Consider the following 12,915-nt stretch of genomic DNA (forward strand, 5'->3'; position numbering starts at 1 on the left):
TCACCTTAAGGGAGAAAATGAGAGGGCAATAGTGGATTTTGTGCAAAAATTCTCATTATTGACCGAAACCCTTTGGCATGATGGCCTCCAGGTCAGTTACAAACTGATAACAAGGCTATGAAAATTTTTTCATTTAGCAAATGGAGCCAGATCACAAAATGGATAAAAGGTTAAAAATCACCGAAATCGCCGCCCGCACGCAGCTCTCTATTAGCACAGTTTCACGGGTACTGGCGGGTAAAGCGAATACCAGCGAAAAAGCGCGTAACCGGGTGCTGGCGTGTGCGCGGGAGTTGGGGGTGATGGACGGTCTGGCGGCCGGGCGCCTGCTGCTGAATAGCCTTGTGGTCTTTGCGCCGCAGCGGGCGTTTGACGAGCGGTCCGATATCTTTTACTACCGGGTCATCCAGAGTGTAAGCAAAGGTCTGGCGTCGCATGATGTGCGCCTGCGTTACTGCGCCCTGGAGGAGAACGACAGCGATGCGCAGCTCTTTCTGACGCGAATGAATGAGACCGAGACCCAGGCCGCCATCCTGCTGGGTATCGACGATCCCCATATTCACGATCTGGCGGTGGACGTGGGTAAACCCTGCATGCTAATCAACTGTCGCGACCGCCATATGCGCTTGCCCGCCGTGGCACCCGACCACCGGGCAATTGGCGAACGGGCCGCTGAGTACCTGTTCGAAATGGGACACCGGGAGGTGTTAAACGTACTCTGTCTGCGGCGTTACACGATGGAGCTACGTCTGGCCGGGATACGCGATGCGTGGCAGTCGCACAACCTGACGTTCCGCGATAAACGCGATCTGCTGGTGGCGCCCAGCTTTAGCGCACGCGAAACAGAACAGCTCATCGGCGAGTGGCTCACGCAAATGCAGGGGAGGGATCTGCCCACCGCGTTTTTAGTGGGGGGGGATTTTATGGCGGCGGGCACCATCAGCGCCCTGCAAAAACAGGGGCTGCGGGTGCCGCAGGATATCTCGGTAATGAGCATTGACGGCTTCAATCTCGCCGCCATTCAGGATGTGCCGCTCACGGCGGTGCATGTTCCCCGCGATGAGCTGGGAACCGAAGCGGTGTATATGCTTCAGCAGCGGCTGATGCGCCCCGAGGCGCCGGTTGGCACTTTGCTGCTCAACGGCACGCTGGCCGTGCGGGAATCTGTCCGGCGGATACGTCAGGGGAAACGACGCACCGCCGTAGAACGTGAAGGACTTTACGATAACTAAGCCATGCCCAGCGCACGCTTGCCGTGAATATTGAGATCGTTCAGGGTAAAGCGGTCTTGCCAGTCTGTTTCGTAATCTTCGCGTGGGAAATCTCCCGGTGATGCCCCGGTCTCCAGCGCGGCCTTAACTTTCTTCGCATAGGCGAGATTCTTTTCGCACATCGGCGCGGCCGGGATGTACATGACGTTGCCCCAGCCCTGCTGATTTTCTACCGGTGCGACGGAGTGGATCACATCGCAGTGCCACCAGACGGAATCGCCCGCTTCCAGCGCCGGTATGCTGGTCAGCGCCTCGATGAGCAGCGGATGCCACTTCTCTGAAATGGGCAGCACGCGACCCGGTGCGACACCGCAGAGTTCATCTTCCGGCACGTCGTCCAGCAGCGGACGCAGCAGAATGTAGGCCATTGCTTCCGGGATGGGGACCACGTGCAGCAGCCCCTGATCCGGGATCATGTCTGACAGCGCCGTCCAGCCCTGGAAGGTGCGGAACACAGAGCACTTGGTGGTGTTGTCCACGGTGTACTCCTCCACATCGGTGCGGTGCGCAGCGTTCCAGGGATCATACTCATCCACATTGCCATCAAATACGCGGGCAAAGACCTGTTGATAGGCCGGCAGCAGCCAGCGCTCCAGCGCGCCGGAGTCGGTGTGCGCGCCCAGCCCTTTAGAGGTGGTTCCCGGTGGACGGCGGCGAATGCGATCCGGATAGATGACGCTTACGTCCGGGTTAAACCACTGCTTACCGTTGCTTTCGAATGTCCATAAACGGTTCAGGAAGGACTGCACCTGCGCCATCTCTTCACTCTGGCGCGCCTGCATTTGCGCCTGAGACCAGTAGATCGGGTAAATCTCCGGGCGGGAGGCGGTGAGGGTGCCAAAGAAGTTATCCCCTGGCCCTTTGTACACCTCGTCGAAGTGATTACGATCCAGATAGTCGAGCATGGCGTTATCCCATGCCAGCGCCTGCTCACGGGGGAAGTGGCCTTTAATCACTGCGCAGCCGCGGCGTTTCACTGCGGCACGCTGCGCCTCGCTAAGCGTCCCGTTCTTAACGTCGGCGAAGGGGATGACTGGCCAGACGGGATCGCCGCTCTTTTTCAACGCAGCGATCTCAGCCACGCGGTCGGCGATCTTAGCGTGCAGACGATTAAACACCGCCTGTACGTCGCTGATCTGCGCGCGCAGCTCACGCTTCATCTGACGGATTGCCGCTTTGTGGTCGGCGGGCAGGGTTTCACTGGTAAAGGTTAAGCTCATCACACCCTCTCTTTCTTTCATTCGAAAGTAAAAAACATTACAAGTGATACTTTAAGTTAAAAATAAGTTAATGCAAGTTGAAAAACTTGATCGGGTGCACAGGACGAGAAGGAAGAGAAAGAGAAGGCGTTTCGCCGGCAGGGCGCCGACGAAAGGGGAATCATTGACTGAACGGTGCGCTGTTATCGAGCACGGCCTGAATCACGTTCAGGGCACCCTGATGGTTATTGTCATCGGTCTGATAACGGGAAATCGCTTTGATCGCTTCCCCCGCATTGCCCATGGCGAAGGGGTAACCGACAAACTTCAGCATCTCGGCATCGTTGCCGCTGTCGCCGATAGCGACGCAGGCCTGCGGGGAGATAGCCCAGCGCTTCAGCAGGCGGCTAATGCCGTTCGCTTTATGCAGGCCTGGGATAATTAAATCCACAAAGCCAAAACCGCTGGTTACCGGTTTCATGATGCCGTCGAGAGAGACATGCAGCGCGTCGATCAGGTTCGGGATATCGGAGTCGGGCAGGTTCAGTGAGAATTTGAACAGCACATCGTCAATCTCGTGATAATCACTGACCCGCTGGAGACGGTGGTAGTGCTTTGACATTAGCGCCACAAACGCGTCCGGGGCCTTATCGCTGACGTAAGCACTCTGCAGCCCGCAGGCCACGAAGTTCAGCTGTTGATCTTTCAGCAGTTCGCCAATCACGATCTGCGATTCATGACGGGTAAGCTCGCCGTGGAAAATCTGCTCGCCGTGATCAAAGACCAGCGCGCCGTTTTCCGCCACGAAAGAGATCTGCTCTTTGAGGTCCGGAAAGAAGGAGATGAGCTGGTAGTACTGGTTGCCGCTGGCGACAACGAACTCTATGCCACGGGCCTGAAGCTGTTCGAACTGTGCTTTGAAGCGGTCACGGTCGTACTGCTTGGCGTCATTGAGAAAAGTTCCGTCCATATCGGTGACGATAACTTTAACGGTCATAAATTGCGCTCCTGAATATTGCTGCGACCAGCAACATTCTAATAACAAGGTGACGGGGAGCACAAATTTAATTTCATTCGAAAGTCAAAAACACAACGGCAGCCGGAGCTGCCGCTTAGTGTTTTCTCCCTCTCCCCGTGGGAGAGGGCCGGGGTGAGGGCATCAGCGTGCGCAATTCCCTTCGCCCTCAGGGGAGAGAGGCCGCCGCGTTACAGCGTATGCTCCGTACGCGCAATGATATCGTCCTGGGCATCCGGCGACAGGGCGGTAAAGAACGCCGAATACCCCGCCACGCGCACCACCAGGTCGCGATACTGATCCGGATGTCTCTTCGCCTCCAGCAGCGTCTCGCGTGACACAATGTTGTACTGAATATGCCAGCCTTTGTGCACCTCGAAGAAGGTACGCAGCAGCACCATAAGCTTCTGGCGATCGCTGTCGTTATCAAGCGTGGCCGGGTTCAGCTTCTGGTTTAGCAGCACGCCGCCAAGGATCGCTTCGGTCGGTAACTTCCCGACAGAGCCAATCACCGCCGTTGGGCCGAGGTGGTCGGTACCGGAAGCCGGGCTTGCCCCCTCCGCCAGCGGCGTATGCGCCTTACGCCCGTCCGGGGTGGCCATGGTGGCAGCGCCAAAGGGCACGTTCGCTGAGATGGACGAGGTCCCGGCATAGTACTTGCCGCCTATCGGACCGCGACCGTAGCGCGGATTGTGGTACTGCTTCAGTTCGTCGATATAGGTCTGGTATGCGCGCGTCAACAGCAGATCCACGCTGTCGTCGTCATTGCCGTACTTCGGCGCGCCGTTGATCAGGCGCTGGCGCAGCTGTTCGTGCGTCAGCCCGTCGAAGTCGTCCGCCAGAGCTGCGGCAAGCTGCTGCTGCCCAATGGTACCCTGCTCGAAGACCAGTTTCTTCACCGCCGCCAGGCTGTTGCCGAGGTTCGCAATACCCACCTGCAGGCCCGAAACCCAGTCATATTTTGCGCCACCCTGCTTGATACTTTTCGCGCGCTCAATGCAGTCATCTACCAGCGCCGAGCAGAGAATATCGTGGACGTTCTCTTCCAGCATGGTGTCCACCACGTACTCAATTTCGATAGATTTACGGGTGTAGTAACGTATCTGGCGATCCCAGGCGGCCATCACCTCGTCGAAATCGGTAAAGTTGCCGGCTGAGAGCGCTTTGACCTGGGGCAGGAACACCTTACCGCTGGTGGCGTCCCGGCCGCCTTCCATTGCCGCCAGCATTACGCGGGCGAAATTAATAAAGCTCATGCCGGTACAGCGGTAGCCCCATTTGCCGCCAACGGCGGTTTCGATACAGCCAATTGCCGCATAGTCGTAAGCATCCTCTTTTTCCACGCCGAGCTTGATAAACTCCGGAATGACGATTTCATCGTTGTTAAACGCCGGCATGCCAAAGCCGCAGCGGATCACCTGCACGCAGGCGTCGAGGAAGTCATTGCTCATGCCCGCGTGATAACGCACGCTGAGGTTTGGCTGGGTAGAGCGCAGACGGCCGCAGGATTCAAGAATCGCGTAGGAGAGCGGGTTCACCGCATCCATCGGTTCACCGTTGACCAGCTTCTGGCCGCCAATGGTCACGTTCTGATAGAGCGGACTCCCGGCCGAGGCTTTCGAGTGCGAGCCGGAGCGGATCTTGTTCACTTCCAGCAGCTTCAGCCAGCAGCTGTGCAGCAGCTCAATGGCGTGCTCGCGATCCAGACTCTGTTGCAGCTCCACGTCGCGACGGTAGAAGGGGTAGAGGTACTGGTCCATGCGGGCAAACGAGACCGAATGACCGTTCGACTCAATCTGCAGGATCAACTGGATGAAATAGCAGAGTTGCAGCGCCTGCCAGAAAGTCTCTGGCGGCTGGTGCGCAATCACATCGCAGTTTTCCGCCATCGCCAGCAGTTCATCGCGGCGGCTTTCGCGGGTTTCAGTGGCGGCCATCTCACGCGCCAGGGCAGCAAAGCGTTCAATATGCAGGCTGACCGCCTCCAGCACGATATCAATTGCCTTCAGGAACTGATCGCCGTGCAGGTCGTCAAGGCAGGTGAGGTTGATTCGCGAACGGCGTTCATCCACCTTATGGCGCAGACCATCCAGCCCTTTTTCCAGCAGCAGCGGGAAGTTCACCGCCAGGTGAGCATCGCCGGAGGTCATGTTACCTTCGGCCTTGATGATACCGCTCTCCAGTAACCCTTTTTGCTCATCGGTGAACATGCCGTAGCAGCGATCCTGCACGGTCTGACCACGCCACCACGGGCAGACCTCATGCAGCACGCGTTTGTTCTCATCGCTCACCGCAAAGCCTGCGCCAGGACGGTCGGCCAGGTCGTCGATCTCTTTCTCAATCCAGGCGACGGTATACTCCGGGAAGATAGGCGCGGCGCGGACTTCGCTCGCCTGGTTTCCGATAATCAGCTCATCGTGTTTGATCCAGATGGTCCGCTGCGCCAGATGGTGGGCCAGCGCCAGCGCGCGACGCACCGGGATCGGTTTGTCCATATGCTGCTGGTACATCTCGGTATAGTGCTGAGCACGCTCGGTACAGACCGGCGGCTTGACGATATGAACCAGCGCGGTTTTATGGGCTTTAATGCGATCGCTCAGGGTAGTGAGATTCAGGGTCGTCATAACGTTATCCTCGTAGGGTCGCCGTTAACCCTTTCTGGCTGGCATACTGCTGTGCAAAGGCCAGTAAATCAGGGTTATCAAGCGGTTTATCAGGGGCAGAGTAGGGTTCGCCGAGCAGGCTGTACTTATTCATGCCCAGCGTGTGATAGGGTAAAAAATGGATATCCTGAACGTTGAGTTCGTCGGCGGCAAAATTAGTAATGGCGGTCACCGAGGCCTCATCGGCGTTAAAACCCGGGATCAGCGGTACGCGGATGGTAAGGGTTTTGCCCGCGGCGGCGAGCCGTTTCAGGTTGTCCAGTACGCGCTTCGCAGAGCCGTTGGTCCACTGTTTAAAGCGTGCGCTATCGACCTGTTTCAGGTCGGCCAGGAAGAGATCGACATAGGGTAATGAGGGTTCAATATTGTGCCAGGGAACATGCAGGCAGGTCTCCACGGCGGTGTGTATGCCTTGCTCCCGGCTGGCCTGAAACAACGCCTGCGCCAGCGCTGGGTTCATAAAAGGTTCGCCGCCGGAGAGAGTCATACCGCCGCCGCTGCGATCGTAAAAAGGCTTGTCGCGAACCACCCTGGCCATGATCTCCTCTACCGGCTGCGCTTCCCCGCAGACGGTGAGCGCCTGGGTTGGGCAGCAATCGGTCAGCGCGTTGAACGCGGCCTCATCCAGCTTTTCGCGATGAATCATCAGGCCATTTAACGCGCGTTCAATAACGCCTGGCGTCGCCTGCTGGCACAGCTCGCACGCCTCCATGCAAAGGCGCGCATCAAACAGCAGATCGCGGTGACGACGGCGGCTTTCAGGATTTTGACACCAGCGGCAGCTCAGGGAGCAGCCTTTCAGGAACACGACGGTACGGATACCGGGGCCGTCGTGGGTAGAGTAGCGCTGAATGTTGAAGATCATGATTATGCCTCTGGGTTGCGTATGAAGATTAAATGACTTTCGAATGAAAGTTATCTTGACGTGCGTCAACTCCAGGAGAGGTTTTGCCGTGCTAGGGTAAATGCAGATTCATTTTTGAGGACACTATCATGGAACTCTATCTCGACACTTCCGACGTCGCTGCCGTAAAAAGACTGGCGCGCGTCTTCCCGCTGGCGGGCGTGACCACGAACCCGAGCATCGTGGCGGCAGGAAAAACGCCGCTGGAGGTTCTGCTACCGGAACTGCACGACGCGCTAGGGGGCAAAGGGCGCTTATTTGCTCAGGTCATGGCATCACACGCGGAAGGGATGGTGGAAGAGGCCATTAAACTGCGCGGCATGATGGCGGACCTGGTAGTTAAAGTACCGGTGACGGCAGAGGGGCTGGCGGCAATCAGGATGCTGAAAGCCGAGGGGATCCCGACGCTGGGTACCGCCGTGTACGGGGCAGCGCAGGGGATGTTATCTGCGCTGGCGGGAGCGGAGTACGTCGCGCCGTATGTTAACCGCGTAGATGCGCAGGGCGGGGATGGGATCCAGACGGTGGTCGAACTTCAGCAACTGCTCACCCTGCATGCGCCGCAGGCGAAAGTGCTGGCAGCCAGTTTTAAAACGCCGCGCCAGGCGCTGGATTGCCTGCTGGCGGGCTGCGAATCGATTACCCTGCCGCTGGATGTGGCGCAGCAGTTGCTTGCTTCTCCGGCGGTTGAGGCGGCGGTGGCGAAGTTCGAACAGGACTGGCAGGGGGCGTTTGGCCGGACGTCGATTTGATTCTGTTGCCGGGTAGCGCTGGCGCTTATCCGGCCTACGGTTTTCTCCCTCTCCCTGTGGGGAAGGGCCGGGGTGAGGGGATCAGGCCACAACAAGGCTTAACCTCCGCACACCTCACATCCCGGGTTACGCATCAGCTTCATTTCGCGGAACTGGCAGGTCATGGCGTCATACATCACGATTTTTCCGGCGGCAGGCGTTCCGTAGTGCGTCAGCACCTTGATCGCCTCCATCGCCTGCAGCGACCCGATGATACCGACCAGGGGGGCCATCACCCCCGCCTCCACGCAGGTGAGCGCGTTTTCACCGAACAGACGGCTCAGGCAGCGATAGCAGGGCTCACCCTCGGCCCAGGTGAAAACGCTGATTTGCCCTTCCATGCGAATGGCCGCGCCGGAGACCAGCGGCGTTTTGTGGGCGAAGCAGCCGGCGTTTAGCTGGTGGCGAATGGCGACGTTATCGGTGCAGTCGAGCACCAGATCGTGCCGGGCAATCAGGGCAGAGAGCGCTTCGTCATCCAGCATCGCGTCAAGGAGGGTGAACTGAACGTTGGGATTAATACGTGCCAGCGCCGCGTGGGCAGAGGCCACTTTGGGCTGGCCGAGCGTGGCGTCGCTGTGCAGCGTCTGGCGCTGCAGGTTTGAAACCGAGACAGTATCGAAGTCCAGCAGCGTCATCTGGCCAACCCCCGCCGCGGCCAGGTATTGCGCCGCCGCGCAGCCCAGGCCACCGAGTCCGACCACCAGCACGCTGGCCGCCTTCAGCGCTTCCTGACCCTCAAAGTCAAAACCGCGCAGCACAATCTGGCGGTTGTAACGCATCATCTCCTGGTCGCTCAGCTCAGCCGTCATATCAGCCTCCGAACAGGTGGTTAAAGCGTTCGACCTCAACCCATTCGCCCGCCTCTACGTTGCCGCGCTCACGCTCAAGCACGATAAAGCAGTTGCCCTGGCTGAAGGAGCTAAAGATATGCGACCCCTGATGCCCGGTGGAACTCACTTCCAGCTCGCCGTTGGCGTTGTGCGCCAGGATGCCGCGCTGGAAATCGAGGCGACCAGGGGATTTCTTGAGCCGCGTTGCGGTGCGTACCCGCTGGCGAACCGGCAGCGGACTGGCATTGCTGCCGGAGAGCTTCGCCAACAGCGGGATCACCAGCTGATAGAAGGTAAGGGCGGCCGAAACCGGGTTGCCCGGCAGCCCGCAGAACCAGCTCTGTTGCAGTTTGCCGAAGGCGAAAGGTTTGCCCGGCTTGATCGCCAGCTTCCAGAAAGCAATCTCTCCCAGCTCGTCGAGTATGGTTTTGGTGTAATCCGCTTCGCCTACCGATACGCCGCCGGAGCTGATCACCACGTCTGCAACGCGGTCTGCTTCCATAAAGGTGGCGCGCAGTTTTTCCGGATCGTCCGGAATAATGCCGAGATTTATGACGTCACACCCGAGCTGCTCCAGCATCAGATGGACCGCCAGCCGGTTGGTGTCATAGATTTGACCCTCCTGCAGCGGCTGGCCCGGAAGCTGTAATTCATCGCCGGTGGAGAAGAGCGCCACGCGCACTTTGCGTACTACCGCCACCTCGGCGATACCGAGAGAGGCCAGCACCGGCAGCTCAGCCACCGTCAGCGTTGTCCCGGCGGCAAACACCGTTGCCCCGAGGGCGATATCTTCTCCGCTGCGGCGAATGTTCTGACCCGCTTTTACCGGCGCGGTAAAACGTACGCCGCTCTCCGTCTGCTCGGTCTCTTCCTGCATGACCACCGCGTCGCAGCCTTCCGGTACCGGCGCGCCGGTCATGATGCGAATACAGCTTCCCACTGGCCACTCGCCATGGAAAGGCTGCCCGGCAAAGGCTTTCCCGGCAACCGGAAGAGCGGTGCCAGCGGCCAGATCCGCCAGACGAACGGCGTAACCGTCCATCGCCGAGTTATCGAAACCCGGTACGTTCAGCGGCGAGACGATATCGGCTGCCGTTACGCGACCAAAACACTGCAACAGAGGCAGGGTTTCGGACGCCGTTAGCGGCGTCAAACGTTCAAGCATCTGCGTAAGTGCCGTCTCAAGCGGCATCAGTCCGGCGGTAAAATCCATAGGTAACTCCAGCGGGATGACAACGAAAGCGCCCATTATGGCAGAAAAGTGCCGCTAACTGTATGACACCATGGGCTTAGGCTTTACATCACTGTATCGTCTTTCTATATTCAAAAATTATCTGAAGCTCCATCAACGATAATGATATTTATAAAAAAAGCCGCGAACAGGTGATGTGAAATGAGCAAGGCAGTCATCGCAATTCATGGAGGCGCCGGGGCAATTACCCGATCGCAGCTAAGTATGGAGCAGGAGAGGTGCTATATCGAGGCGCTCTCCTCTATTGTGGAAACCGGCCAGCGGATGCTGGAAGCGGGAGAAAGCGCACTGGACGTGGTAACCGAAGCCGTGCGCCTGCTGGAGGAGTGCCCGCTGTTTAACGCCGGGATCGGGTCGGTTTTTACCCGCGATGAAACCCATGAGCTGGACGCCTGCGTGATGGATGGCGTCACCCTGAAAGCGGGGGCAGTGGCCGGCGTGAGCCGTCTGCGTAATCCGGTGCTGGCCGCACGGCTGGTAATGGAGCAAAGCCCGCATGTCTTACTGGTGGGGGAAGGGGCGGAGAATTTTGCCTTTGCGCAGGGGATGGCGCCGGTTTCGCCCGAGCTCTTTTCAACGCCGGCGCGTTTCGAGCAGCTGCTGGCCGCGCGTGCTGAAGGTGAAACCCGTCTCGATCACCACGGCGCCCCGCTGGATGAGTCCACCAAAATGGGTACCGTCGGCGCCGTAGCGCTGGATAAAGCCGGCAACCTGGCGGCGGCCACCTCCACCGGGGGCATGACCAATAAACTGCCCGGTCGGGTGGGCGACAGCCCGCTGCCTGGCGCAGGGTGCTATGCCAATAACGCCAGCGTCGCCGTCTCCTGCACCGGTACGGGCGAAGTATTTATCCGCACGCTGGCGGCCTATGACATCGCGGCCTTAATGGATTACGGCGGCTTAAGCCTCGCAGAAGCCTGCGAACGGGTAGTGATGGAAAAACTGCCGGCGCTGGAGGGCAGCGGCGGGCTGATTGCGGTCGATCGTGAAGGTAACGTGGCGTTGCCGTTTAACAGCGAAGGCATGTACCGCGCCTGGGGCTACGCTGGCGATGCGCCATCGACCGGTATTTATCGTGAATAAGGGGGTATCAGGTGCCGCACAGTGATGAACTGGATCAGCAGCAGGTGCTGTCCGTTCGCAACCTGAATGTCGCGTTTCCTGAAGAGCGGCAACTGATCCCGGCAGTTAAAAACCTCTCGTTAACCCTGAAACGCGGCGAGACGCTGGCCATTGTAGGGGAGTCGGGCTCGGGAAAATCGGTTTCCGCCCTCTCGTTAATGCGCCTGATTGAGCAGGCCGGCGGCGTGCTGACCTGCGACCAACTGCAGCTTCGCCGCCGTAATGGCCTGGTGAGCGATCTCGCCGGGCTGAGCCAGTCGCAGATGCGCGACGTGCGCGGTGCGGATATGGCCATGATTTTTCAGGAACCGATGACCTCTCTCAATCCGGTGTTCCCGGTCGGGGAACAGATTGCCGAGTCCATTCGCCTGCACCAGGGGCTGAATGGCGAGCAGGCGCTGGAAGAGGCCAGACGGATGTTAGAACAGGTGCGTATTCCGCAGGCGCAGACTATTCTCTCCCGCTATCCGCATCAGCTCTCTGGCGGTATGCGCCAGCGCGTGATGATCGCGATGGCTCTCTCGTGTCGCCCGGCGGTGCTCATTGCCGACGAGCCGACCACGGCGCTGGATGTCACCATTCAGGCGCAAATTCTGCAGCTGATTAAAGTGTTGCAGCAAGAGATGGCGATGGGAGTGATCTTCATTACCCACGATATGGGCGTGGTGGCCGATATCGCCGATCGCGTGCTGGTGATGTATCAGGGCGAGGCGGTGGAGACCGGTAGCGTAGAGCAAATTTTTCATGATCCCCAGCACCCTTATACCCGAGCCCTGCTGACAGCGGTACCGCGCCTTGGGGCGATGAACGGCAGCAATCTGCCACGCCGTTTTCCGCTGATTTCCCTGAAAAACGGAGGCCAGCAGGAGGCTGAAACCGAGCAGGACACCGTGATGCCGGGGGATCCCATTCTGCAGGTGCGCGATCTGGTAACCCGCTTCCCCCTGCGCGGGGGGCTCTTCAACCGCGTCAAACGCGAAGTGCACGCGGTCGAAAACGTGAGCTTCGATCTCTGGCCTGGCGAAACCTTATCGCTGGTGGGAGAGTCCGGCAGCGGCAAATCAACCACTGGCCGGGCATTGCTGCGGCTGGTGGAGGCGCAGGAGGGGACCATCACCTTCAACGGTGAGCGAATCGATACCCTGGAAGCGAGCAGGCTGCAGCCGCTGCGCCGGGATATTCAGTATATTTTTCAGGATCCCTACGCCTCGCTCGATCCCCGCCAGACAGTGGGCTATTCGATCATGGAGCCGCTGCGGGTGCATAAGATGCTTGAGGGGGAGGCCGCGCAGCGACGGGTGGCCTGGCTGCTGGAGCGGGTGGGTCTTAAGCCCGAACATGCCTGGCGGTACCCACATGAGTTTTCAGGCGGACAGCGACAGCGAATCTGCATCGCGCGTGCGCTGGCGCTCAACCCGAAGGTGGTGATTGCCGACGAGGCGGTTTCGGCGCTGGATGTCTCTATTCGGGCGCAGATTATTAACCTGCTGCTCGACCTGCAGCGAGAGATGGGCATCGCTTTTCTCTTTATTTCGCATGACATGGCGGTCGTGGAGCGCATCAGCCACCGTGTGGCGGTGATGTATCTCGGACAGATTGTGGAGATTGGGCCGCGTCGGGCAGTGTTTGAAAATCCGCAGCACCCCTATACCCGCAAACTGATGGCGGCGGTGCCGGTGGCCGATCCGGCCCATCGTCGCCCGCAGCGGGTACTGCTGCAAGATGAGTTACCCGGCAATATTCGCAAGCGGGGAGAGTTCACCGAGCGGGTGACATTGCGCGAGGTGAGCCCCGGCCATTTTGTGGCGTTACCGCCGCAGGGTAATGCGGTTTCACGGTTATAACAGACGACAGACAGCAGGGAA

At 59.0% G+C, this 12,915-nt stretch carries 10 protein-coding genes; 4 read left to right on the forward strand and 6 right to left on the reverse strand.

Going from position 1 to position 12,915, the window contains the following annotated elements; translation table 11 throughout:
• The first annotated feature begins 158 nt into the window (after window positions 1-158).
• Window positions 159-1,232, forward strand: coding sequence for a LacI family DNA-binding transcriptional regulator (locus WFN75_RS02800; RefSeq protein ID WP_336995586.1), 1,074 nt, complete (start codon window positions 159-161; stop codon window positions 1,230-1,232).
• On the opposite strand, the gene WFN75_RS02805 is transcribed toward WFN75_RS02800, so the two are convergent.
• The 4 genes from WFN75_RS02805 to WFN75_RS02820 all read right to left on the reverse strand — a co-directional run bounded on the left by WFN75_RS02805 (window position 1,229) and on the right by WFN75_RS02820 (window position 7,013).
• A complete protein-coding gene (locus WFN75_RS02805; protein WP_336996220.1) occupies window positions 1,229-2,491 on the reverse strand; it encodes a DUF1479 domain-containing protein in 1,263 nt (420 codons plus the stop codon). The genes WFN75_RS02800 and WFN75_RS02805 overlap by 4 nt on opposite strands.
• Window positions 2,492-2,651: 160 nt before the next feature.
• On the reverse strand, window positions 2,652-3,467 hold the full coding sequence (locus WFN75_RS02810) for a Cof-type HAD-IIB family hydrolase (RefSeq protein WP_336995587.1): 816 nt from the start codon (window positions 3,465-3,467) through the stop codon (window positions 2,652-2,654).
• Window positions 3,468-3,676: 209 nt separating this feature from the next.
• Window positions 3,677-6,109, reverse strand: coding sequence for a formate C-acetyltransferase/glycerol dehydratase family glycyl radical enzyme (locus WFN75_RS02815; RefSeq protein WP_336995588.1), 2,433 nt, complete (start codon window positions 6,107-6,109; stop codon window positions 3,677-3,679).
• 4 nt (window positions 6,110-6,113) lie between these two features.
• Window positions 6,114-7,013, reverse strand: a complete 900-nt coding sequence (locus WFN75_RS02820) for a glycyl-radical enzyme activating protein (RefSeq protein WP_336995589.1) — start codon at window positions 7,011-7,013, stop codon at window positions 6,114-6,116.
• A gap of 128 nt (window positions 7,014-7,141) precedes the next feature.
• Here WFN75_RS02820 and fsa point away from each other — a divergent pair, with 128 nt between their 5' ends.
• Window positions 7,142-7,804, forward strand: coding sequence for a fructose-6-phosphate aldolase (fsa, locus tag WFN75_RS02825; protein ID WP_046886905.1), 663 nt, complete (start codon window positions 7,142-7,144; stop codon window positions 7,802-7,804).
• A 98-nt stretch (window positions 7,805-7,902) separates the two neighbouring features.
• On the opposite strand, the gene moeB is transcribed toward fsa, so the two are convergent.
• A complete protein-coding gene (moeB, locus tag WFN75_RS02830) occupies window positions 7,903-8,655 on the reverse strand; it encodes a molybdopterin-synthase adenylyltransferase MoeB (RefSeq protein WP_336995590.1) in 753 nt (250 codons plus the stop codon).
• Window position 8,656: 1 nt separating this feature from the next.
• Window positions 8,657-9,889 carry a molybdopterin molybdotransferase MoeA gene (gene moeA, locus WFN75_RS02835; RefSeq protein ID WP_046886903.1) on the reverse strand — a complete coding sequence of 411 codons (1,233 nt, stop codon included), beginning with the start codon at window positions 9,887-9,889 and terminating at the stop codon, window positions 8,657-8,659.
• A gap of 180 nt (window positions 9,890-10,069) precedes the next feature.
• Between moeA and iaaA the strand changes: the two genes are divergently transcribed.
• Both iaaA and gsiA read left to right on the forward strand, forming a co-directional pair.
• Window positions 10,070-11,011, forward strand: coding sequence for a beta-aspartyl-peptidase (gene iaaA / locus WFN75_RS02840; RefSeq protein WP_046886902.1), 942 nt, complete (start codon window positions 10,070-10,072; stop codon window positions 11,009-11,011).
• An 11-nt stretch (window positions 11,012-11,022) separates the two neighbouring features.
• Window positions 11,023-12,894, forward strand: coding sequence for a glutathione ABC transporter ATP-binding protein GsiA (gsiA, locus tag WFN75_RS02845; RefSeq protein WP_233801328.1), 1,872 nt, complete (start codon window positions 11,023-11,025; stop codon window positions 12,892-12,894).
• Window positions 12,895-12,915 lie beyond the last annotated feature (21 nt).

It is taken from the genome of Leclercia sp. UBA7405 (genome assembly GCF_037152215.1).
Taxonomy (GTDB): Bacteria; Pseudomonadota; Gammaproteobacteria; order Enterobacterales; family Enterobacteriaceae; genus Enterobacter; species Enterobacter pneumoniae.

Bases quoted from the DNA above. Each gene is read 5' to 3' on its own strand.
- WFN75_RS02800 (WP_336995586.1), top strand. From the start codon at position 159: ATGGATAAAAGGTTAAAAATCACCGAAATCGCCGCCCGCACGCAGCTC.
- WFN75_RS02805 (WP_336996220.1), bottom strand. From the start codon at position 2,491: ATGAGCTTAACCTTTACCAGTGAAACCCTGCCCGCCGACCACAAAGCG.
- WFN75_RS02810 (WP_336995587.1), bottom strand. From the start codon at position 3,467: ATGACCGTTAAAGTTATCGTCACCGATATGGACGGAACTTTTCTCAAT.
- WFN75_RS02815 (WP_336995588.1), bottom strand. From the start codon at position 6,109: ATGACGACCCTGAATCTCACTACCCTGAGCGATCGCATTAAAGCCCAT.
- WFN75_RS02820 (WP_336995589.1), bottom strand. From the start codon at position 7,013: ATGATCTTCAACATTCAGCGCTACTCTACCCACGACGGCCCCGGTATC.
- fsa (WP_046886905.1), top strand. From the start codon at position 7,142: ATGGAACTCTATCTCGACACTTCCGACGTCGCTGCCGTAAAAAGACTG.
- moeB (WP_336995590.1), bottom strand. From the start codon at position 8,655: ATGACGGCTGAGCTGAGCGACCAGGAGATGATGCGTTACAACCGCCAG.
- moeA (WP_046886903.1), bottom strand. From the start codon at position 9,889: ATGGATTTTACCGCCGGACTGATGCCGCTTGAGACGGCACTTACGCAG.
- iaaA (WP_046886902.1), top strand. From the start codon at position 10,070: ATGAGCAAGGCAGTCATCGCAATTCATGGAGGCGCCGGGGCAATTACC.